This is a genomic window from Paenibacillus koleovorans NBRC 103111 (assembly GCF_004000845.1).
Classification (GTDB): Bacteria; Bacillota; Bacilli; order Paenibacillales; family NBRC-103111; genus Paenibacillus_AA; species Paenibacillus_AA koleovorans.
In genome coordinates this window covers 1-21,067 of record NZ_BIMA01000122.1, presented here as the reverse complement: position 1 = coordinate 21,067, position 21,067 = coordinate 1, and the positions used below count along the sequence as shown (strand labels likewise).

Annotated in this window: 21 protein-coding genes and 1 riboswitch; of the genes, 18 read left to right on the top strand and 3 right to left on the bottom strand. The window is 57.8% G+C overall.

All coding sequences use genetic code 11. The features are described from left to right. Nucleotides 1-18 precede the first annotated feature (18 nt). Together PKO02S_RS27010 and PKO02S_RS27005 are read right to left on the bottom strand one after the other, a co-directional pair. Nucleotides 19-1,224 carry an ABC transporter permease gene (locus tag PKO02S_RS27010; RefSeq protein ID WP_127588103.1) on the bottom strand — a complete coding sequence of 402 codons (1,206 nt, stop codon included), beginning with the start codon at nucleotides 1,222-1,224 and terminating at the stop codon, nucleotides 19-21. Further along, nucleotides 1,221-1,970, bottom strand: a complete 750-nt coding sequence (locus tag PKO02S_RS27005) for an ABC transporter ATP-binding protein (protein ID WP_127588101.1) — start codon at nucleotides 1,968-1,970, stop codon at nucleotides 1,221-1,223. The genes PKO02S_RS27010 and PKO02S_RS27005 overlap by 4 nt, the downstream gene beginning before the upstream one ends. A gap of 265 nt (nucleotides 1,971-2,235) precedes the next feature. Further along, nucleotides 2,236-2,401: riboswitch (cyclic di-AMP (ydaO/yuaA leader) on the top strand. Nucleotides 2,402-2,599: 198 nt separating this feature from the next. Here PKO02S_RS27005 and PKO02S_RS27000 point away from each other — a divergent pair. The 12 genes from PKO02S_RS27000 to PKO02S_RS26945 all read left to right on the top strand — a co-directional run bounded on the left by PKO02S_RS27000 (nucleotide 2,600) and on the right by PKO02S_RS26945 (nucleotide 12,585). Further along, nucleotides 2,600-3,739 (top strand): resuscitation-promoting factor, encoded by a 1,140-nt coding sequence (locus PKO02S_RS27000; protein ID WP_127588099.1) that lies wholly within the window; start codon nucleotides 2,600-2,602, stop codon nucleotides 3,737-3,739. A gap of 127 nt (nucleotides 3,740-3,866) precedes the next feature. Further along, nucleotides 3,867-4,448, top strand: coding sequence for a ribonuclease M5 (gene rnmV, locus PKO02S_RS26995; protein WP_127588097.1), 582 nt, complete (start codon nucleotides 3,867-3,869; stop codon nucleotides 4,446-4,448). Next, complete coding sequence (gene rsmA / locus PKO02S_RS26990; RefSeq protein ID WP_127588095.1) at nucleotides 4,435-5,349, top strand: 16S rRNA (adenine(1518)-N(6)/adenine(1519)-N(6))-dimethyltransferase RsmA; 915 nt, start codon at nucleotides 4,435-4,437, stop codon at nucleotides 5,347-5,349. Before rnmV ends, rsmA begins: the two co-directional genes overlap by 14 nt. A gap of 137 nt (nucleotides 5,350-5,486) precedes the next feature. Continuing rightward, nucleotides 5,487-6,440, top strand: a complete 954-nt coding sequence (gene yabG / locus PKO02S_RS26985; protein WP_127588093.1) for a sporulation peptidase YabG — start codon at nucleotides 5,487-5,489, stop codon at nucleotides 6,438-6,440. A gap of 598 nt (nucleotides 6,441-7,038) precedes the next feature. After that, a complete protein-coding gene (veg, locus tag PKO02S_RS26980) occupies nucleotides 7,039-7,314 on the top strand; it encodes a biofilm formation stimulator Veg (RefSeq protein WP_127588091.1) in 276 nt (91 codons plus the stop codon). A 128-nt stretch (nucleotides 7,315-7,442) separates the two neighbouring features. Beyond that, nucleotides 7,443-7,634 (top strand): small, acid-soluble spore protein, alpha/beta type, encoded by a 192-nt coding sequence (locus tag PKO02S_RS26975; RefSeq protein ID WP_127588089.1) that lies wholly within the window; start codon nucleotides 7,443-7,445, stop codon nucleotides 7,632-7,634. A 117-nt stretch (nucleotides 7,635-7,751) separates the two neighbouring features. Next, the gene (gene ispE / locus PKO02S_RS26970; protein ID WP_127588087.1) at nucleotides 7,752-8,606 is read left to right on the top strand and encodes a 4-(cytidine 5'-diphospho)-2-C-methyl-D-erythritol kinase; all 855 of its coding nucleotides are present in this window, start codon (nucleotides 7,752-7,754) and stop codon (nucleotides 8,604-8,606) included. 114 nt (nucleotides 8,607-8,720) lie between these two features. Further along, on the top strand, nucleotides 8,721-9,557 hold the full coding sequence (gene purR / locus PKO02S_RS26965; protein ID WP_127588085.1) for a pur operon repressor: 837 nt from the start codon (nucleotides 8,721-8,723) through the stop codon (nucleotides 9,555-9,557). Continuing rightward, nucleotides 9,554-9,961: a RidA family protein gene (locus tag PKO02S_RS26960; protein ID WP_127588083.1), complete on the top strand. Its 408-nt coding sequence runs from the start codon at nucleotides 9,554-9,556 to the stop codon at nucleotides 9,959-9,961. The genes purR and PKO02S_RS26960 overlap by 4 nt, the downstream gene beginning before the upstream one ends. A 108-nt stretch (nucleotides 9,962-10,069) precedes the next feature. Beyond that, nucleotides 10,070-10,354, top strand: a complete 285-nt coding sequence (spoVG, locus tag PKO02S_RS26955) for a septation regulator SpoVG (protein ID WP_127588081.1) — start codon at nucleotides 10,070-10,072, stop codon at nucleotides 10,352-10,354. 125 nt (nucleotides 10,355-10,479) lie between these two features. Next, nucleotides 10,480-11,883, top strand: coding sequence for a bifunctional UDP-N-acetylglucosamine diphosphorylase/glucosamine-1-phosphate N-acetyltransferase GlmU (glmU, locus tag PKO02S_RS26950; RefSeq protein WP_127588078.1), 1,404 nt, complete (start codon nucleotides 10,480-10,482; stop codon nucleotides 11,881-11,883). Nucleotides 11,884-11,946: 63 nt separating this feature from the next. Then, nucleotides 11,947-12,585 (top strand): 50S ribosomal protein L25, encoded by a 639-nt coding sequence (locus PKO02S_RS26945; protein ID WP_164821713.1) that lies wholly within the window; start codon nucleotides 11,947-11,949, stop codon nucleotides 12,583-12,585. Between the two features lie 65 nt (nucleotides 12,586-12,650). On the opposite strand, the gene PKO02S_RS26940 is transcribed toward PKO02S_RS26945, so the two are convergent. Next, complete coding sequence (locus PKO02S_RS26940) at nucleotides 12,651-12,851, bottom strand: hypothetical protein (RefSeq protein WP_127588074.1); 201 nt, start codon at nucleotides 12,849-12,851, stop codon at nucleotides 12,651-12,653. Nucleotides 12,852-12,954: 103 nt separating this feature from the next. Here PKO02S_RS26940 and pth point away from each other — a divergent pair, with 103 nt between their 5' ends. The 6 genes from pth to PKO02S_RS26910 form a co-directional block, all read left to right on the top strand. Further along, the gene (gene pth / locus PKO02S_RS26935) at nucleotides 12,955-13,518 is read left to right on the top strand and encodes an aminoacyl-tRNA hydrolase (protein ID WP_127588072.1); all 564 of its coding nucleotides are present in this window, start codon (nucleotides 12,955-12,957) and stop codon (nucleotides 13,516-13,518) included. A 92-nt stretch (nucleotides 13,519-13,610) separates the two neighbouring features. Continuing rightward, a complete protein-coding gene (gene fin, locus PKO02S_RS26930) occupies nucleotides 13,611-13,844 on the top strand; it encodes an anti-sigma-F factor Fin (protein ID WP_127588070.1) in 234 nt (77 codons plus the stop codon). 88 nt (nucleotides 13,845-13,932) lie between these two features. Then, nucleotides 13,933-17,457, top strand: a complete 3,525-nt coding sequence (gene mfd / locus PKO02S_RS26925) for a transcription-repair coupling factor (protein ID WP_127588068.1) — start codon at nucleotides 13,933-13,935, stop codon at nucleotides 17,455-17,457. After that, nucleotides 17,441-18,439, top strand: a complete 999-nt coding sequence (locus PKO02S_RS26920) for a peptidylprolyl isomerase (protein WP_127588066.1) — start codon at nucleotides 17,441-17,443, stop codon at nucleotides 18,437-18,439. Before mfd ends, PKO02S_RS26920 begins: the two co-directional genes overlap by 17 nt. Nucleotides 18,440-18,663: 224 nt before the next feature. Next, on the top strand, nucleotides 18,664-19,206 hold the full coding sequence (spoVT, locus tag PKO02S_RS26915) for a stage V sporulation protein T (protein WP_127588064.1): 543 nt from the start codon (nucleotides 18,664-18,666) through the stop codon (nucleotides 19,204-19,206). Nucleotides 19,207-19,339: 133 nt separating this feature from the next. Continuing rightward, the coding region (locus PKO02S_RS26910) for a polysaccharide biosynthesis protein (protein WP_164821712.1) at nucleotides 19,340-21,067 on the top strand (1,728 nt) is incomplete at its 3' end.

Genomic DNA, 21,067 nt, shown 5'->3' with positions numbered 1-21,067 from the left:
GGGAGCCGCTGGATGCGGCTAGTCGCGCGCGCGGCGCATGCGCCGCCGCATCCACGCGGCGGCGGCGAGGGCGGCTGCCGGCAGCAGCGGCAGCCACAGCGGGTGCGGCGCGCTGCCGAGCAGGAGCGCCGCGGTCAGGGCCGCCAGCGCGACGAGCTGCGCGCGGAAGGCCACGGCGGCCGCCGCGTGCAGGCGCGTGGCGGCAGGCAGCGGGTACAACGCCGGCATGACGGCGTGGGCATGGGCCTCGCGCAGCGCCGAGAGCTGCACTTGAATCATCAGCGCGGCGCCGATATAGATCGCCGCGGCCGCATACGGGTCCGTGCTGGTCGCGAGCAGCACGCAAGCGATCACGAGCAGCCGGAGCACGATGCCCGTCAGCTCGGATCGGATAAGACTGAGAGCGTACAAGTAAAAATAGCTGCGGTCCGACCGGAACCTCACGCGCCGCGTCGCCCAACTGAGCCAGCGCCGCCGGCGCACCGGGGTAGGCAGCTCGTCCACGTCGGTGAACCAGCTGAAGAACAGGAAGAACACCGCTTGATGCCGCTTCTCCCGGGCGAGCAGCTCGGTCCAGTGCACCGGATAGGAGGAAGCTCGGCGATGAACGAGCGTCAGCACGGCGAACAGCAGGAGGAAAGCAACGGCGGCTGCAACAAATCCCCATTGCCAAAGCGCGACTAGGGTAAAGGCGGTGCCGATCCATCTTACGGCGAACAGCAGCTGTCGCAGCCCCGGCTGGGTGAGCGAGGCTTCCTTCCAGTTGCCGAGCTGGTTAGCGAATTTCAGTGCCAGCGCTACAAACAAGACGCTCAGGAACGGCTGCGCCTCCTCGCCGAAGCCGTGCCGGTACAGCGGGAAGAGCAGGCTCACCGCTATCGCGACGAGCACCGCTTGCCCGATGAAGCTATACCGGAACGCAGTGCGGAAATAGCCGGCCATCGAGCCCTCCAGTGGCAGCAGGAACACGGTATCCGCCTCCCGCAGCAGCGTGCGGACCGGACTGACCGCGATCGGACCGAGCAGCAGCCCTGTCAGGAAGAGCGTATAAGGAAAGTCGGCCGGCAGCTCGTCCATCGCGTTGGAATAGAAGAATGCCAAGGCGATGACGCCGAACAGCAGGAAGTTGAAAAAGCCGCTTCGCCCCATGTCCCGCGTGTAGCGTGACACGAGCTGCAGATGCGCCTTGTACCGCTGCCTCCACAAGTGGCCGGGCACGTTCATCGGACGCCCTCCCCGATCAGTGCGAAGAACACATCCTCCAGCCCGGCGCTCCGCGTCGTCCCCGCTTGTTCCCGCAATTGCTCCAGTGTGCCGAGCGCCAGCGTCCGCCCCTTGTGAAGCACGATATAGCGGTCGCAATATTTCTCGATCGTCGACAAAATATGCGAGCTGACGAGCAACCCCGCCCCGTCCCGCTTCTGCGCCACCATCAGCTCGAGCAGCGAGCGCATGCTGAGCGGATCAAGCCCCAGGAACGGTTCGTCGATAATATAGAGCGGCGGCTGAACGAGAAAGGCGCACATGATCATCACTTTCTGTTTCATGCCTTTCGACAAATGCTGCGGAAAGCTGTCCAGCTTCTCCGTCATCTGGAATCGGGAGCCGAGCGCGTCGATGCGTCGATTGCACTCCGTTTCCTCCAGCTTGTACACCATCCCCGTCAATCGCAGATGCTCGCGGATCGTCAGCTCCTGATACAGCTCCGGCGATTCCGGTACGTACGCCAGCTGCGAGCGGAATTCTTGCTCCCCGCGCAGCGGCTGGCGATCGCCGATTCGGACGGATCCGCGTTGCGGCTGGAGGAGACCGAGCAAATGTTTGATCGTTGTGCTCTTGCCTGCCCCGTTCAACCCGATCAGACCGACCATTTCGCCCGGCAAGACGGAAAAAGTCAAGTTGTGCAGGATCGGCTTTCCAATAAAATACCCTCCGTCGAGGCCTTCCACATGGACAATCGGCTTCGCCACCTAGGTCCCTCCTACAAAAATAGTGCTCATTTCCTATCAATTCTACAATTTTCAAGTCCACTATGGCCTATTTTTTTAGTTGTTCAACACAAATTTCACGAAAACAAGCGTCCGGCGGAGCTAGAGGGAGTGAATGCGATTAAAAACTGTGATGTACACCACAAAATGTCCGGATTCGGCGCTTTTTGTGACCTTCGTTCACTTTACAGCTTTGAAGGAACATCGTAAACTAACCTTCATAATACCTTAACTTCATATTGCTATCAATTTCCAATCGCTGAGTTTTCAGAAATGAAAAACGGGGGAACCACAAGAGGTACAATGGGGTGAATTTCGGAGGGGAAGAACGATCGGTCTTCTCAGTTCCGAATAGGGCGACTCTCGCGTCCGAATCCGGCAGCTAACCTCGTAAGCGTGAAGAGAGAGGCACTTTGTCGGGCGCCTATGCTTGTCTTTACATTAGCATGGATTGCACAGCCGAGAAGAGTTCCTCTTCTGGGCTTTTTATTTTGTTCGTCCGGTTGTAGTCCAACCCGGCTACAGCGGATGCAGCTTCACCAAAACCAATAGTCACGTCATATCCGATCATGCGTAACACCTGACGGCGGGGCTTAAGGAGGACCGAAGAAGTGGGATCTATTCACCAAGGAGAACCCCATGTACAGCGATCATCCAGCATGACCTTCGCGTTGCGATGGAAGCGTGAAAATTTGCGTTTGATTACAGGCGTTGCCGTCTTCGCGACGGCGATGTGCCTCATGTTCCTCGTGCTGCTGCACGGCACGGCGACCAAGAGTATCTCCGTCGTCATAGACGGGCAAGAAACCGTAGTATCCACGAAGCAATGGGTGCTTCAGGATTTGCTGCATGAACTGGCGCTTGATGTAAAGCCGCACGACCGCTTGTCGCTGCCGCTCGATGCGAAGCTTCAGAACGGCGATTCGGTCGTGATCGACCGCGCCATTCCGTTCCAGCTGACGGCTGACGGGAAGACCGAGACGTATTATACGATCGCCCGAACCGTGGCGGCTGCGCTCGAAGATTTGAACGTCCCTGTAGGCGAGCTCGATAAAGTGTCGCCGGCCCTGGGATCCAGCCTGTTCAGGCACGATCCGATTCAGATTGTCCGCGTGATGAAGACGCTCGAGGATCAGACGGAATCGATTCCGTTCGATACCGTCCAGCAGAACGATGCGAACTTGCTGAAGGGCAAGGAGCAGGTCGTCGCCGAAGGCAGAGAGGGCATATTGGCGAAGAAGATCGAGAAGGTGTATGAAGACGGCGTTCTCGTCTCCGAGAACGTGGTCGATATGAAGGTTGCCGAAGAGAGCGTGAACCGTGTGGTTGCGCTAGGCACGAAAAATCCGGTAGTTGTGCTGTCCGCCTCCTCGCCGAACATCGACGAGGTGACCAAGTCGGGCGTGACGTTTGCGTACAAACAAATCTTGAATAATGTATCCCTGACCGCTTATTCGATTGACGCCTCTTCCACCGGCAAATCTCCGGATCATCCGGCTTACGGGCTTACTTACTCGGGCACCAGAGTGACCGAAGGCCGTACGATCGCCGTCGACCCGAAGGTAATTCCGATCGGATGGTGGGTCTATATCGAGGGTATCGGACTTCGTCGCGCGGAAGACATCGGCAGCGGCGTGAAGGGCAACTTGATCGATATTTATTTCGAGAATTTGGACTACGCCAAGCGTTTTGGCATGAAGCGCGGATACAAGGTGTATATTATCGGCAAAGACAAACCGGCTACCAACTAAGCCGGATTTGATGAGTGCCCGGCAATTCGGGTATAGTGATGAATAGCGGCTAATAGCAAGAAGAGGAGGACATCGGCCTCTTCTTTTCGTTTTTGGGCCAGAGGGACGGGAAGGGACGAGTGTCGCCGTGATTAAAGAAATCATAGTGGTGGAGGGCCGGGACGATACGGTTGCGATCCGGCGGGCGGTGCTGGCGGAGACGATTGAGACGGGAGGCTCCGCCATTGACGCTTCGGTATTGAAGAAAATCGCGCTCGCCCAGGAGCGTCGCGGCGTCATCGTGTTCACGGACCCGGATCACGCCGGTGAACGCATTCGCAACATCATTAAGGCCCATGTGCCGGGCTGCAAGCACGCGTTCCTGACGCGGGAGGCGGCTTCCAGACGCGGCGACATCGGCGTCGAGAACGCGTCCGACGAAGCGATTCGGGAGGCGTTGGCGAACGTTAAGACGGATTATGTCGGTGGTGCCGAGGATGCGGCGGCTCCAGGCGTGACGCAAGCCGATCTGATGGTAGCCGGCCTCCTGGTACATCCGGACGCCGCCGGTAGACGGCTCCTCGTCGGGGAGCGGCTCGGCATTGGCTGCTGCAACGGCAAGCAGTTCTTGAAACGCTGCGCCATGTTCCGGATTACGAAGGCCGAGTTTGAGGAAGCGTGCCGGGAACTAACCGTAAAGGATCGTGAAACGAACCATGACAACCGATAACCGCGCCGAGACGAAGCTGGCGGCGACCGATAAAGTATCCAACCCCAAGGTCACGAAGGCAGTCATCAAGGCGCACGGGCTGGTGCTCAAAAAAAGCTTGGGACAAAACTTTCTGACCGATCAAAATATTTTGCATCATATTGTATCGGCGGCGGAGCTGGACGCCTCCAAAGGCGCGCTCGAGATCGGGCCGGGCATCGGCGCGCTCACGCAGCATTTGGCGGAGGCGGCCGGCGCTGTAGTTGCCGTCGAGATCGATCAGCGGCTCATTCCGATCCTATCGGACACGATGGCGCCTTACCCGAATGCGAATGTCGTGCACGGGGACGTGCTGAAGACGAACCTGCGGGACCTGTGGGACCGATATTTTACAGAGTGCTCGGCTGTGAGCGTCGTGGCCAATCTGCCTTATTACGTGACGACGCCGATTATCATGAAGCTGCTCGAGGAGAAGCTGCCGCTCGAGAACATCGTGGTGATGATCCAGCGCGAGGTTGCCGAGCGCATGTCGGCCAAACCCGGCACGAAGGCGTACGGCAGCTTGAGCATTGCCGTGCAATACTACTGTGTGCCGGAGATCGTGAAGATCGTGCCGCCTACAGTGTTCGTGCCGCCGCCGAATGTGGAGTCCGCCGTCATTCGTTTGCGCCTGCGGGACAAGCCGCCTGTAGAGACGGACGACGAAGGGTACCTGTTCGAAGTCATTCAGGCTTGTTTCGTGCAGCGGCGCAAGACGATCTCGAACAATCTGCTCGCCTTCTGCGGCAAGGACCGTCGAACCGGAGTAGAGGCCGCTCTGGCTGCGGCGGGCATTGATCCATCCCGTCGTGGAGAAACGCTCAGCCTCGAGGAGTTTGCCCGTCTGAGCCGGGCTCTGGCGGAAGCGAACCGCTCCTCTTGAACGATCCCGGACGTCGGTTCCCCAGAAGCCATTCCGGCTTTAAGGGTGTCCGGCGTCTTTTTCGTGCGTTCCCTTGGCCCCGTCCCTTCACCATTCGCCCAGCATCGCCATAGGATAGTCGGAGGAGGGGAAGCACAATGAAGCTAGGCGACTTGGTCGTGCGAAAATCCTATGGCGGCGATGTGATCTTCAAAATTCAACAAATGGAACAGAGCCGAGCCGTCATCACAGGGGTCGATTTCCGGTTGCTGGCCGATTCTCCGGTAACCGACCTGCAGCGGGTAACGGAGACGAGGCCGGCGGTGCAGGTGCAATCGCAGTTGAAAGTGAACGAGTCGCTGCGGGAGCTCCAGCGGTACCGGACATGGCAGAGAGAGCGGAATCAGGCGCAGTGGACGGCGCAGGCCGCCTCTCCCCACGAGCACACCTTCTTCGAAATGCCTGGCAAAGTGCTTCATCTGGACGGGGACGCCAACTATTTGCGCAAGAGCATGATGCTGTACAGCGAGTTTCGCGTGCCCGCAGAAGGGTTCTTCGTGACGGAGAGCGATATGCCGCAGGCGCTGTACCGGCTGCTGCCGCAGGTTCGCCCGAACATTGTGGTGGTGACCGGACACGACGGCATTCTGAAGAACCTGAAGGAGCAGGACATCAGCAATTTGAGCAGCTACAAGCATTCGCATCATTTCGTGAAGGCGGTCAAAATCGCGAGAGACTATGAGAAAAATTTCGATGGTTTGACGGTCATCGCAGGGGCGTGCCAGTCGCATTTCGAAGCGCTGCTTCAGGCCGGAGCGAATTTTGCGAGCTCCCCGGGGCGCGTGCTCATACACGCTCTGGATCCTTCGTGCATCGCGATCAAAAGCGCGTTCACGTCCGTGAAGGAGACGGTCGACGTCATCGATGTCATTAACAATACGATCAGCGGGATTCAAGGCGTGGGCGGCATTGAAACCCGTGGCAGCTACCGGATCGGCCTGCCTCGCATGAAGCCGGGCGGATTGGCGAAGCCGCAGAACGCTGCAGGCAGCGGCGGCGGAACGATCCCGTCGACACAACAGCAGGCACAAAACCAGACGGTGAATGCTTAAAGGTACTGGAATGAACCATCTGCCACTAACGGCGCCTGAACGGCGCTTTTTTTGTTGTATAGGAAACTATAGACGGTGCAGAGTTGTGGATAAACAGATGACCTTCGATGCCCGGTTCTGTGCTGCAGTCGAGCGCATGAGAAGGCTTATACGCTCTAGTCCGATTTTGTCGGACTGCTTGGCACCTGCACAGCGTGATTGGTGTTCCAGCCCGAATTCACCCACTTGCAGAGACATTTTTATGTGCTTAGGGTTCATTTTGAGAGTTACATATCATTACCACAGAGGAGGCGCTCTAAACCAACTTTTCTTACACACGAGGATAAATATTTTCCCCCGGCATCCGCCGTCGTACCTTGTCGGACAACCCTCTCTTCCCACCTGCATCGTGTCGAATCGAAACAATTTTTTGTGAATCGCGCATATTTTTTGAACATTGTGTGAATTATAACGTCGGAAAATAGGCTCGATTTCCTAAGAATGCCCGTAATAAAGGCGTTGACAATAACTTTATTTCATTGATATAATATTTGGCTTAAATTTGACATGGTTGTCCAGGATGGGGTATAATAAAAAAGGAAAGAGGTGGTAGTACGCAATGGCTAAAAATGCGCTGTTGGAAATCAAACGGAGCCTCGAAGCTCACGTTGGCCAAAAGATCATGCTACGAGCCAACGGCGGTCGACGCAAGACCATCGAGAGAACAGGTGTGTTGGAAGAAACCTACCCTTCCGTTTTTATTGTGAAGCTGGACCAAGAGCAGCATGCTTTCAAACGCGTTTCCTACAGCTATGCGGATATTCTTACCGAGTCGGTCGAGGTTATGGTTTGCCAGGACGAGGGACAAGTACGCATCACCTATATTCAACATTAATACCCGGACAGTCGAGCCATGGAAGTTCGCGCTGACGGTGCATACGGCAACAATTTCCAACGGCAGACGAGGTTTGCCGTTTTTGTTTTTTCTCATACTACAACTAATTCCGTTAAGGAGGGGTTCCGATGAGTCGCAGAAGAAGAGGCGTCATGTCCGAGCAATTCAAGAACGAGCTGGCCAAGGACCTGGGCTTTTACCAGACCATCCAGCAGGAAGGCTGGGGCGGCATCAAGGCGAAGGACGCGGGCAATATGGTCAAGCGGGCGATCGAGATCGCCGAGCAGCGGTTGGCCGGAGGCGGCTGGCATCAGCCTTAGGCATAGGCAGTTCCGGGAAAGCTAAAGCGACAATCGCTTTAGCTTTTCTTTTTGCCCTCTGCTATAATGTGGGGAGTTATTGTGCCTGCTCTACAGCAAGGAAAAGAAGGTGGCCTTATGAAGATTTACGAGAAAGCATCGGCTAAAATCAATCTGCTCCTGGACGTGCTGCATAAGCGTGAGGACGGCTATCACGAAGTCGAGATGATCATGACGATGGTGGATTTGGCGGACCGGCTCGAGATGACCGAATTGCCCCGCGATACGATCATCATCTCCAGCCAGGCAGGCTACATCCCGCTCGACGAGAAGAACCTCGCCTTTCAAGCGGCCAAGCTGATCAAGGACCGGTATAACGTGCGGACCGGCGTCTACATACATTTGGACAAACGAATTCCGGTAGCGGCCGGCCTGGCCGGAGGCAGCAGCGATGCGGCTGCGGCGCTGCGCGGGCTGAACCGGCTATGGAAGCTGAATATCCCGACAGAGGAGCTGCAGACGCTCGGCGCCGAGCTCGGGTCGGACGTGCCCTTCTGCGTAACCGGGGGAACGGCGATCGCGCGAGGACGCGGGGAGAAGCTGGAGCCGATCGCCACCCCGCCGCAATGCTGGGTCGTGCTGGCCAAGCCGCCGATTCACGTGTCCACGCAAGAAATCTATGGCAAGCTGAACGCCAAGGCGATTTCCCGTCACCCATCGGTGCCGCGCATGCGGAGAGCGATCGAACACCAGCAGTTCTACGAGATGTGCCAAGCGATGGGCAATGTGCTGGAGGATGTGACCGTGCGGCTGTATCCGGAAGTGAGGCAGATCAAGGAGTGCATGCTACGGCTAGGCGCGGACGGCGTGCTCATGTCCGGCAGCGGACCGACCGTGTTCGGACTGGTGGCGAAGGAGTCGAAGGTGGCTCGCCTTTATAACGGACTGCGAGGGTTCTGCAAAGACGTCTACGCGGTTCGTATGCTCTCCTGACCCGCGCGGCTGCTGAGAGGCCGCCTATTCGTTTGGGAGCGCTGTCAGTTGCTTGAACCCGTATATTCGTGGTATATTTTCAGTATAATATTCGGAATAAATGAGGGGTATCGCATGAAAAAGCTCAAACGAAGCGCAAGGCTTGTGGAAATGACGCAATATCTGCTATACCGCCCCCATTCTTTGATTCCTCTGACCACATTTGCGGAACGATACGGCTCGGCGAAGTCTTCCATCAGCGAGGATCTTGCGATCATTAAAGAAGTGTTTGAGGAAGAAGGGCTGGGCGATCTGCATACGCTGGCCGGCGCAGCGGGCGGCGTGAAGTTTACGCCGAAGGTGCCGAAGGCGGCCTCGATGCACATCCTGGAAGAGATCCGTTCGGTGCTGGAGCAGCCGGACCGTCTGCTGCCGGGCGGCTACTTGTACATGAGCGACATTCTGGCGCAGCCCCAGCTGATCAACGAGGTCGGCCGCCTGTTCGCGACGGCGTTCGCGCACAAGGAGCTCGACGTCGTGATGACCGTGGAGACGAAGGGCATTCCGCTTGCCTATGCGACGGCTACGTTCCTGAACCTGCCGGTCGTCATCGTGCGCCGCGACAACCGGGTGACCGAGGGCTCCGCCGTGAGCATCAACTACGTCTCCGGCTCCACGAAGCGGATCCAGACGATGACCTTGGGCCGCCGGGCGCTTCGCGAGCAGGCCAAAGTGCTCATCATCGACGATTTCATGCGTGCAGGCGGGACGATTCAAGGCATGATCGATTTGCTGCGCGAATTCAAGGCGTCCGTGGAGGGCGTAGGCGTCTTGATCGAATCCGCCGAGGTGGACGAGCATCTGATCGAAGATTATATATCCGTAGCCAAGCTAACGGCCGCCGACCCGAAGACAAAACAAATTTCGGTCGTGCCGGGCAATTATTTCGATGAAAGAGGGACAGAGTCATGACGCAACCATCCATTCAGCTGATTCGTTCCGAGCAAGCGCCGGCCGCAATCGGACCTTATTCGCAGGCGATCGGCTTCGGCAGCTTGATCTTCACTTCCGGCCAAATTCCGCTCACTGCGGAAGGCCAATTGGTAGAGGGCGGCATTGCCGAACAGACGCATCAAGTGTTCCGCAACTTGGCCGCTGTCCTCGAGGCGGGTGGCGCTTCTTTCCAGAGCGTGCTCAAAGCTACTGTTTTTTTGAAGGATATGGGGCAGTTTGCAACCGTCAATGAGATCTATGCGAGCTACTTCGGCGACCATAAGCCGGCGCGCTCAACCGTAGAAGTGGCAAGGCTTCCGAAGGATGTGCTTGTCGAAATTGAACTAATCGCTACGAAACCTGTCGAAATTGTTGAAAAATAAAAAAAAGTTTATTAAATCGGCGTTTTCCCGGTAAAAACTAGGAGGAATTCGATTTGCAATGTGGAAGTACTATCCCAAGTCTTGCATAAGGTAAAGGTGGTGAACACATTGCAAATTACTGATGTACGACTTCGCCGGGTTAATTCCGAAGGCAGAATGAAAGCGATTGCTTCCATAACAATCGACAATGAATTCGTGGTGCACGACATCCGAGTCATCGACGGCAATAATGGAATGTTCGTCGCTATGCCTAGCAAGCGAACGCCGGACGGAGAGTTCCGGGATATAGCTCACCCTATCTCTTCCACTACGCGCGAGAAAATTCAAGTAGCGGTCTTGGCCGAATACGAGAAAGTCTCGAACGAAGAAGAGATGATTGAAGAAGGAGCATAAATTCCATATTTCGCGCTTAAGAGAGCCTCCGAGGCTCTCTTTTCTTTTTGCCCGAATTGGGATATAGTCAGAGATGAACTAAGCCGGCGCAAGGAACGGTCGGCCTACGCGGAGGGGAATGGACGTTGCGTATTCTGGGGATTGTACTGGCTGCAGGACAAGGCAAACGAATGAAATCGAAACTATATAAAGTGATGCATCCGGTATGCGGCAAGCCGCTGGTCGGACATGTCGTGGATGTGCTGGATGAAGTGAACGCGGATCGTAAGGTGGTCATCGTCGGCCATGGAGCGGAGACGGTGAAAGCGTACCTAGGCGACCGAGCGGAATATGCGATGCAGGCGGAGCAGCTCGGCACGGGGCACGCCGCGATGCAGGCGGAGGCGCTGCTCGAGGGCGAGGACGGCATCGCGCTGATCACGACGGGCGACACGCCGCTTATCAGCGCCGACTCGCTCGGCGCGATGATTCGGCAGCACATCGAGAGCGGCGCGAGCGCCTCGGTGCTGACGGCGATGGTTGATCAGCCGTTCGGCTACGGGCGTATCGTCCGCAACGCGGACGGACTCGTGACGGCGATCGTGGAGCAGAAGGACTGCACGCCGGAGCAGCAATGGATCCGGGAGATCAATACCGGCATCGGCTGCTTCGACAAGCACAAGCTGTTCCAGGCGCTGAAGCAGCTGAAGAACGACAACGCGCAGCGGGAATATTTACTGACCGACGTGTTCGGCATTTTGGCGGAGCAAGGGGACAAGGTGCTCGGTTACTGCACGGCGGATGCCACGGAGGGGATGGGCATCAATGACCGCGTCCAGCTCTCCGAAGCGGAGCGGGTCATGCGCGGCCGCATCAACCGCCGGCATATGCTGAATGGCGTGACGATCATAGATCCCTCGAACACGTATATCGAGAAGGAAGTACAGATTGGGGCGGACACGGTGGTTTACCCCGGCACATTCCTGCGCGGCGTTACCGTGATCGGAGAAGACTGCATGATCGGTCCGCATGCCGATATGACGAATACCGTGGTGCGGAACGGAACGACCGTCCAGCATTCGGTGCTGACGGACGCGACGGTAGGCGAGGAAACGGCGATCGGGCCGTTTGCTTATCTCCGTCCTGGATCCCGCATCGGCAATCAGGTGAAAATCGGCGACTTCGTCGAGATCAAGAACGCCGAGCTGGGCGACGGTACGAAGGTGTCCCATTTGAGCTACGTCGGAGACGCCGTCGTCGGCAAAAACGTCAATATCGGCTGCGGCGCCATCACGGTCAACTATGACGGCTACAACAAGAACATCACCGAGATTTGCGACGACGCCTTCGTCGGCAGCAACGTCAACTTGATCGCTCCGGTCCGGATCGGCGAAGGAGCCTACGTCGTAGCGGGCTCGACAATCACCCATGAAGTGCCGGCAGGCGACCTGGCGATCGCTCGCGAGCGTCAGACGAACAAACCGGGCTATGCCGACAAGCTGCGCCAGCGGTTCAAGGCGATCAAAGCAAAAAAACAGGAGTCGAAGTGATTCGATCCTCTTTCCATTGGGTAAAGTAACAGGGAGTGCCTGATGTCGAAGGAGGATAATCGCATGGACAAACAATTGACTGCGGCCGCCCGTCGAATGGACGTGACGCGCGCCGAGCTGAAGCAGATGAGAGCGGAGGGGCGTGTCCCGGCCGTCGTATACGGCAAGGCGATCGGCAGCGTTCCGATATCGGTCGACGAGAAGGACTTAAACCAGCTGCTCCGCGGCCATCACAATGGCGTCATTACGATGAAGGTTCCCGGTCAAGGGGATCAGCCGGTCATGGTAGGCGATCTGCATCGCCACAAGCTGAGCCGGAGCGTCTTGCACGTCGACTTCCATCAGATTAATATGAACGAACCGGTGCATGCCAAGGTGGCGCTTGAACTGGATGGCGACTCTCCTGGCGTACGCGAAGGCGGCGTGCTGACGGCGCTGCTGCATGAAGTGGAGATTCGCTGCTTGCCGAACAAGCTGCCGGGCTCGCTCAAGGTGGATATCAGCGCCATGGGAACCGGCGACAGCTTGCTGGCGGGCGATCTGCCGTTGCCGGAAGGCGTCGAACTGAAGACCGACCCGCATGCCGTGATCGTGACGATCCTGGTGCCGCAGAAAGCGGACGTGGAGGAGACGGTGGACGACAAAGAGTCGGAGCCGGTGGCGAATAGCGACGTGAAGTTGCAGGAGCCGGTTTCGGGTTAATCGCATAAACGCAAAAAAGGGCTGCGTTCCGCTTGGAAACGCAGCCCTTTTGACGTACAATCAACTCAATACCCCGGTCGGGAGACGAAGGTAAAATAATCCCGGCTATAATAAATATTGTTCACCTTAATAAACTTAGCCGTATACCGTTCGACAATACCGATGTCCTTGTGAAAAGCAGACAAATAGATTTGGATGGGAACTCCATGCTCGATATGGTCTTGAAAATGTCGGTCATCCGTGATGACCTGACCGTTGGTATACATATATCCACCTGCGCTTACGGAAAAATGATATCCTATGTGTAGCTAAGACAATTGAAAGCTTCAGATTGTTGCATGGCTGCAAACATTTTTGGAGGAATTTTTAATGAAATGGTTCGTTGGACTCGGAAACCCCGGTACGCAATACGCCAAGACGCGACATAATGTCGGGTTTATGGCGATCGACGAAGCTGCAAAGGCATGGGGCATCTCCGTGACGCAAGCGAAGTTCAAGGCGCTCGTGGGCGAAGGCAATGTGCGCGGCGAGAAAGTGTTCCTGCTCAAGCCGATGACGTATATGAATTTGTCCGGGGAAACGGTCCGGGCTTTCCTTGATTTCTACAAAGCGGATCTGGAGGACGGGATCGTGCTGTACGACGATCTGGACACCCCGTTCGGGCAGCTAAGGCTCCGCATGCAAGGCAGTCCGGGAGGACATAACGGCATCCGCTCGATCATCCAGCACACCAATACGCAAGTGTTCAACCGGATTCGCATCGGCATTTCGCGCCCGGCCCCCGGCCATGTGATTGCGGATTACGTCCTCTCCAGCTTCCGCAAGGAGGAGGAGAAGGAGCTGCCGCCGATCTTGACGTCGACATTCGAAGCGATGGAGTTCTCGCTGGCCAACGCCTTCGACAAGACGATGGCCAAATTCAATAAATCCTAGCGGCGCCTCGCCTCTTCCGGGCTAAAACCGTACATTCCTGTCCATACTAGCTGATAGCGGCGGATGCATAGGAAGGAAGAGGAGGGCATAGGATGACAGTAAACTACATTTGTCGTCATTGCGGGTCCGGCATGGGCCGAATCGACAACGAGCAAGTAAGCGAGTACCGACTGGGGTTCCATTTCTTGACCCCCGAGGAACGGAACGATATAATTACATACAACAATGATAGCGGCGACGTAACGGTGAAGCTAACGTGCGATTATTGCACGCAGGCGCTGGCAGCGAATCCGGAGCTCAATCTGATCGGCAGTCCGCTGCAGTAAGCATGGCTCCGAGCAGGATGGACAGCAAGACCTAGGCGGGCTCGCCTTGGTCTTCTTTTTGGTGGTTTTCGTAAAGGGGAGTAGTAGCATGGATAGTATAGTTCGCAGTTTTTCAGAGGATTTGGATTTTCAGACGATCGTGTCGGGCGTAGAGTCCGGCATGCGGGAGCAGCTTATCTCCGGCTTGTCGGGCTCGTCCCGGCAAGTGATGATCGCAGCGCTGGCCGAGCAGCTCGACCGGCCTCTATTCGTGGTGACCCACAACATGTTCTCGGCGCAGAAAATTACGGAGGACTTGATGGAATGCCTCCCGCCCGAGCAGGTGGTGCTGTATCCGGCCAACGAGCTGCTTGTGACCGAGGCGGCGGCAGCCAGCCCCGAGACGATGGCGCAGCGAATCGATGCGTTGATCCGCCTGTCGCAGGGCTTCCGCGGGGTGCTCGTCGCGCCTTTCGCCGGCGTGCGCAAGCTGCTTCCGCCCGGGAGCAGCTTCGCCGAGAGCCGGCTGACACTGGCCGTAGGCGATACCGTAGAGCTCGATCAGTTGCTGCTGAAGCTCGTCGCCCTCGGATACGAACGGGTAGAACGGGTTGAGGCGAAAGGCCAGATGAGCGTGCGGGGCGGCATTCTCGATCTGTTCCCGCTGACGGCGGAGACTCCGTTCCGGGTAGAGCTGTTCGACGTCGAAGTCGACTCGATTCGCAGCTTCGATGTCGCGGATCAGCGGTCGATCGACAAGATCAGCTCGGTGGACATCACGCCGTGCCAAGAGATCATCGCCGATAGTAAGCGCTTCCAGAATGCTGCGCAGCATGCCTACGAGCTGCTGCAGGAGCAGCTGAGCAAGATGGCCGACCGAGCGGTGCGCGAGAAGCTCCGGACGGAGATCCAGCGCGACGTCGAGCTGCTTCGCGAGGGTCAGCATTTCCCGGGCATTTATAAATATATCGGGCTGCTCCATCCGGAGCGGCATACGCTAATGAATTATATCGCGAAGGACGCCGTGCTGATCATCGATGAGCCGGCGAGGCTATTGGAGACGGCCAAGCAGCTCGACCGCGACGAGGCGGAGTGGATGACGAGCCTGCTGGGAGAAGGCAAGTCGCTGCCGGGGTTCGTCCTGTCCAAATCTTATGAGTCGCTGCTGCACCGAACCGCTTATCCTACGCTGTATTTGTCGCTGTTCTTGCGGCAAGTGCCTCAGACGCAGCCGCAGAACATCGTCAATTTCATGTGCCGGGGCATGCAGAGCTTCCATGGGCAGATGAATGTCCTGAAGTCCGAGATGGAGCGCTGGAAGAAGAATGGCTCGCATGTCATCGTGCTGGCGAACGGGACGGAACGGATCGACCGGGTGCGCCGGGTGCTGCACGACTACGAGATCGAAGAGCCGAACGTCGTGAACGGCAACCTGCAATCGGGCTTTGAGCTCCCGTCCGTGAAGCTGGTCGTGGTGACCGAAGGCGAGATGTTCACGCAGAAAAACCGCAAGGTTCGCAAGGTGGACAAGAAGCTCGACAACGCCGAGCGTATCAAGAGCTATAGCGAGCTCAAGGTCGGCGACTACGTCGTGCACGTCAATCACGGCATCGGCAAATATATGGGCATCGGCACGCTCGAGATCAACGGGATGCACAAGGACTACATGCATGTCCTGTACGCCGGCGGCGACAAGCTGTCCGTGCCGATCGAGCAGATCGACCTGATTCAGAAATACGTCGGCTCCGAGGACAAGGAGCCGAAGGTGTACAAGCTCGGCGGCTCCGACTGGGCGAAGGTCAAATCAAAGGTGCGCAAGACGGTGGAGGACATCGCCGACGATCTGATCAAGCTGTACGCGGAGCGCCAAGTGACGAGCGGCTACGGATTTAATCAGGATACACCGTATCAGCAGGAATTCGAGGGCATGTTCCCTTACGAGGAAACGATCGACCAGCTCCGGGCGATTACCGAGATCAAGAAGGACATGGAGGAGCCTCGGCCGATGGATCGGCTGCTCTGCGGAGACGTTGGCTACGGCAAGACCGAGGTGGCAATTCGGGCGGCCTTCAAGGCGGCGATCGACGGCAAGCAAGTGGCCGTGCTCGTACCGACCACCATTTTGGCCCAGCAGCATTACGAGACGTTCCGCGAGCGATTCTCCGGCTATCCGTTCCAGATCTCCGTATTAAGCCGATTCCGCTCCAAGAAGGAACAGAGCGAGACGATGAAGGGGATCAAGGCCGGGACGATCGATGTCGTCATCGGCACGCATCGCCTGCTGTCGCAGGATATCGTGTTCAGAGATCTGGGCTTGCTGATCGTGGACGAGGAGCAGCGGTTCGGCGTCTCCCACAAGGAGAAGCTGAAGCGGCTCAAGACGAATGTGGACGTGCTGACGCTGACCGCCACTCCGATCCCGCGGACGCTGCATATGTCGATGCTGGGCGTGCGGGACTTGTCCGTCATCGAGACGCCGCCGGAGAACCGGTTTCCCGTGCAGACGTACGTGGTCGAGCACAGCAACGCGCTCACGCGGGAAGCGATCGAGCGGGAGCTGGCACGGGAAGGCCAAGTGTACTATCTGTACAATCGGGTGCAGGGTATCAACCAAATGGCGGAGCAAATCTCCATGCTCGTGCCGGATGCCAAGGTCGGCGTGGCGCACGGGCAAATGTCCGAGCAGGAGCTGGAGCGGACCATTCTCGACTTCCTCGACGGGGAGTACGACGTGCTGGTGAGCACGAGCATTATCGAGACGGGCGTGGACATTCCGAACGTGAATACGCTCATTGTCCATGATGCGGATAAGATGGGTTTATCTCAGCTGTATCAGCTGCGAGGCCGCGTCGGACGGTCGAATCGGATCGCTTACGCCTATTTTACGTATCAGCGCGATAAAGTGCTTACCGAAGTAGCTGAGAAGCGGCTGCAGGCAATAAAAGAGTTTACAGAACTAGGATCGGGGTTTAAAATTGCGATGAGGGACTTGTCCATTCGCGGGGCGGGGAACTTGCTCGGCGCGGAACAGCACGGGTTCATCGCTTCGGTAGGCTTTGACTTGTACTCCCAAATGCTCGGAGAAGAAATTGCCAAGCGCAAGGCGGAAATGACAGGGCAGCCGGCGGCGAAGGTTAAATCCGTCAGCACGCAGATCGACCTGACCCTGGACGCCTACTTGCCTTCGGATTATATCTACGACAGCATGCAAAAAATTGAATTGTACAAAAAGGTGGCCAATATCCGCACGCTGGACGAAGCGTCGGAGCTGCACGAGGAAATCGAAGACCGGTTCGGGAATTTGCCGGCGGCGGTGCTGAGCCTGCTGACCGTTGCAAGACTGAAAGTGTTCGGGGCCAAGTTCGCCATGGAATCCATTGTGCAAAAAGGGGAGGATATCGAGCTCAAAATCGATCCGCGTGAAAACGGCAAGCTGAACGGCCAGAAGCTGCACGCTATCTCCACTCAATTCGAAGGCCGGATCAAGCTGATTCCTGGTACGCAAATCATCATACAGGTGAAGTGCAGAGGGCTGAAGCCGGAGCAAGCCGTGAATCTTGTGGAACGATTTTTGGTACAATTGAACGAGGCCATTAAACCTAAAGGAGAGTTGCAGGATGTTGCTAATCAATAAACGATATGCGCGAAGACTGGCGCTTGGTTTGATCGCGTTGGTGCTCGCCATGACGGTACTGGGCGGATGCGCCAAAAAGGGGTCTAAAACGGCGGTCGCTACTTATAAGGACGGGGGTAAAGTAACGCAAGCCGAATTCGATAAATATATCGGCGCCACGAAGTTCTTTTATCCGATGTACGCGCAATATGAAGGAGACCCGGCGTTCGAGGAGCATATGGTGAAGCAGCTCGTCGCGTTCCGTTTGCTCGGGGCGAGAGCCGACGAGGCGGCGAAGAAGGATGCCGGTACGAAGACGAAGGATCAAATGACGCAAATCAAGGACTATTTCAATCAGCAGGGCAAGGACGCCTTGAAGACGCAATTGAAGGAGCTCAAGGTAACGGAGAAGGACCTTGAGGATTACGTGCTGCAGAGCTTGACCGTGCTGTCTTCCGCCGAGCTGAAAGTGACCGACGACCAAATGAAGGCCAGCTACGAGGAGAAGGTGAAGAACAAGGAGCTGGAAATAACGACGGTCAGCCACATCCTCGTTATGCTGCAGGATGAGACAGGCAAGGACATTAGGAAGAAGGAAGATGCGCTCAAGCGTGCTCAAGAAGTGAAGGACAAGCTGGACAAAGGCGGCGATTTCGCTGCGCTGGCCAAGGAGTATTCCGACGATCCAGGCTCGAAGGACAACGGCGGGAAATACGAAGACGCCGATCCGAATCAATGGGTCGATAACTTCAAGAATGCCGCGCTCAACCTGCCGCTCAACAAGATCAGTGATCCGATCGAGACCGAATACGGCTACCACGTCATGAGAGTGGATGCCCGCAAAACGAAGACGTTCGACGAGCTGAAGGTCGAGCTGAAATCGGTCGTCGCCGAGTCGCAAATTACGGATTTCATGGAGAAGGAACTGCCGTCGTACGACATCAAGTATTTGAAGGCCACTCCGACTCCGTCCGAGACTCCTAGCGCATCGCCTGCGAAGTAAGCAGCAATCGAGAAGACGCCCGTGCGGGCGTCTTTTTTGCTTCAACAACCGGGGGATCGGGTATGTATAAGAAAATGGGAGCCGTAACATACTATGGGCAGTTAACAAAACTCAACTCCAGTTTCCATACAGCCCGATGGTCACACCCGAGCGGTGTGGCGGTGGGGAACCAACATCAGCGTCATATCGAAACCTTCACTTGGAAAGAGAGGCAGCAGAGAGATATGAAAGCAACTGGAATCGTTCGTCGGATTGATGATTTGGGCCGGGTCGTTATTCCTAAAGAAATTCGGCGCACCTTGCGGATTCGCGAGGGAGACCCGTTAGAAATTTTCGTCGACCGGGACGGAGAGGTCATCCTGAAGAAGTACTCGCCGATCGGCGAGCTGGGCGACTTCGCCAAGGAATATGCCGAATCGTTATATGAGAGCACCAACCATATCACGCTCATCTCGGATCGCGATACGTTCATCGCCGTAGCCGGGGGATCGAAGAAAGAGTACATGGACAAGCAGATCGGTCAAAGCGTGGAGTCCTGCATGGAGAATCGCCGCTCGACGCTCGAGACGAACAGCGGGCAATACGACCTGGCGAAAGAAATGAGCGAGGGCTACAGCTCCTTCGTCATCGCGCCTATTGTGGCCGGAGGGGATCCGATCGGAGCGGTTATATTGCTCAACAAGGACGACGGGGTGAAGATGGGGCAGATGGAGCTGAAGATGGCCGAGACGGCCGCCGGCTTCCTCGCCAAGCAGATGGAGCAATAAGACCAGCTGATGTAATTATGAAGCTTACCGGCAGTGGAGCGCGGCTCGCTGATTCCGGGAAGCTTTTTTGTTTTTGGCCGACTTCACGCTATAATAGGGACGAGCAGGAAAGGGTTGGCGGAGGAGGGACGGGATGCGCGATCGGAACTTGCCGAGCGCGAAGCTGTCCGTCAGGCTATGGCAAGGAGCGGCCGTTCTGGGGGCGGCTGCAGTCATCTCCAAGGTGCTCGGAACGATTCAGAAAATTCCGCTGCAGAACATAGCCGGGGATGGGGTCTTCGGAATTTACAATGCGGTATATCCGCTCTATACGTTCATGCTTGTGCTGGCGACGGCCGGCATCCCGATCGCAGTGTCCAAGTTCGTGTCCGAGGCGATGGCGCTCGGACGGGAGCGGGAGGCGGAGCGGGTGTTCCGGCTCGCGAACCGCTTGATGACGGCGAGCGGAGTGATCGGCTTTGCTCTGCTGTATTTCGGAGCGCCGGCGATCGCCGGGTGGATCGGCGATGCGCAGACGGCTTGGGCGATTCGCAGCATCGCCTTCGCGATGTTGTTCATGCCCTTGACGGCCGTGCTGCGCGGCTATTTCCAAGGGCTGCAGGATATGGTGCCTACCGCCGTGTCGCAGGTGGCCGAGCAGTTCGTGCGCGTCGCCGTCATGGTGACGCTGTTGCTCTTGCTCGTCGGCCGCGGAGCGTCCGACGCCGCGATTGCCGCCGGCGCGACCTTCGGGTCGACGGCGGGGAGCGTCGCCGCGCTGGCGGCGGCGTGGTGGTTTTGGCGCGCGCACCGGCGGGGGGGCGCTGGGGCTGGGGTGCGCGCGGCGCGCGGCGGAGGCGCTGATGCGGGCGAGCGAGGGGCGGCAGGCGCGGATCGGTCGGTGAGCGAGCCGGTCGGCGAGGTGTCGGAGGCGGAGCGGTCGCTGAGCGGTGGAGCGACGAGTGAGCCGGAGGCCGGTGGGCCGATTCGCGTGAAAGCGTGCGATACGGCAACCCGGTCGGCAGCGGCTGGCGCGTCACAGCCGCAGGAGCTTGACCGCGAGTCTACGGCATCGCTGCTGCGGCGGTTCGCGACGTTCGCGCTGCCCGTGTCGCTTGGCGCGGTGGCGCTGCCGCTGCTCACGCTCGTCGACACGTTCACGATGCCGCGGCTGTTGCAGCATGACGGCCTGGGCGAAGCGGCGGCGATGGCCGAATTCGGCTTGTACAATCACGGGCTGCCGCTCGTGCAGCTTGTGTCGATGATCGTCACGACGATGTCGGTGGCGCTCGTCCCGGCGATGAACGAAGCCCGGCTGCGCGGGGACTGGGAGACGATCCGGCGGCAGACCGGCACGGTGCTCCGGCTCGGCTGGATGATCGGGTTGGCGGCTTCAGTCGGTCTGGCGCTGCTCGCTCGGCCTATGAACATAATGCTTTTCAGCGATGCTGCAGGCTCGGGGGTAATGGCGATCCTCGCCTGTACCACTGCCTTCGGTGTGCTGCAGATTGTATCCGGCGCCGTGCTGCAAGGGCTCGGGGCCGAACGGACGCCCGTCTACGGCCTGCTGGTCGCGGTGGCCGTCAAGATTGGCCTCAACCTGCTGTTCATGCCCCTCTGGGGCATTCATGGCGCCGCCGTTGCCGCCGTCGCCGCCTATGCCGCGGCGGCGGCAACCAATGGCATCCGGCTCAGCCGGATGCTGCAGGCGCGCCCGGCCTGGGGCCGGGACGCGCTCCGGCCCGCGCTGGCCGCCGCGGGCATGGCCGCCGGCCTCGCCCTCTGGCTCGCTGCGGCCGCCTGGGCACTGCGCGCCCTGCCCTTCGCGCCGCCGGAGCGGGCGGCGCAGACGGTCGTGGCGCTCAGCGCCACAGCGGGCGGC

Coding starts and splice junctions, on each gene's coding strand:
- PKO02S_RS27010 (WP_127588103.1), bottom strand. CDS start 1,224: ATGAACGTGCCCGGCCACTTGTGGAGGCAGCGGTACAAGGCGCATCTG.
- veg (WP_127588091.1), top strand. CDS start 7,039: ATGGCTAAAAATGCGCTGTTGGAAATCAAACGGAGCCTCGAAGCTCAC.
- PKO02S_RS26960 (WP_127588083.1), top strand. CDS start 9,554: ATGACGCAACCATCCATTCAGCTGATTCGTTCCGAGCAAGCGCCGGCC.
- PKO02S_RS26945 (WP_164821713.1), top strand. CDS start 11,947: ATGGACAAACAATTGACTGCGGCCGCCCGTCGAATGGACGTGACGCGC.
- rsmA (WP_127588095.1), top strand. CDS start 4,435: ATGACAACCGATAACCGCGCCGAGACGAAGCTGGCGGCGACCGATAAA.
- fin (WP_127588070.1), top strand. CDS start 13,611: ATGACAGTAAACTACATTTGTCGTCATTGCGGGTCCGGCATGGGCCGA.
- purR (WP_127588085.1), top strand. CDS start 8,721: ATGAAAAAGCTCAAACGAAGCGCAAGGCTTGTGGAAATGACGCAATAT.
- PKO02S_RS26975 (WP_127588089.1), top strand. CDS start 7,443: ATGAGTCGCAGAAGAAGAGGCGTCATGTCCGAGCAATTCAAGAACGAG.
- pth (WP_127588072.1), top strand. CDS start 12,955: ATGAAATGGTTCGTTGGACTCGGAAACCCCGGTACGCAATACGCCAAG.
- ispE (WP_127588087.1), top strand. CDS start 7,752: ATGAAGATTTACGAGAAAGCATCGGCTAAAATCAATCTGCTCCTGGAC.
- PKO02S_RS26920 (WP_127588066.1), top strand. CDS start 17,441: ATGTTGCTAATCAATAAACGATATGCGCGAAGACTGGCGCTTGGTTTG.
- PKO02S_RS26940 (WP_127588074.1), bottom strand. CDS start 12,851: ATGTATACCAACGGTCAGGTCATCACGGATGACCGACATTTTCAAGAC.
- mfd (WP_127588068.1), top strand. CDS start 13,933: ATGGATAGTATAGTTCGCAGTTTTTCAGAGGATTTGGATTTTCAGACG.
- spoVT (WP_127588064.1), top strand. CDS start 18,664: ATGAAAGCAACTGGAATCGTTCGTCGGATTGATGATTTGGGCCGGGTC.
- yabG (WP_127588093.1), top strand. CDS start 5,487: ATGAAGCTAGGCGACTTGGTCGTGCGAAAATCCTATGGCGGCGATGTG.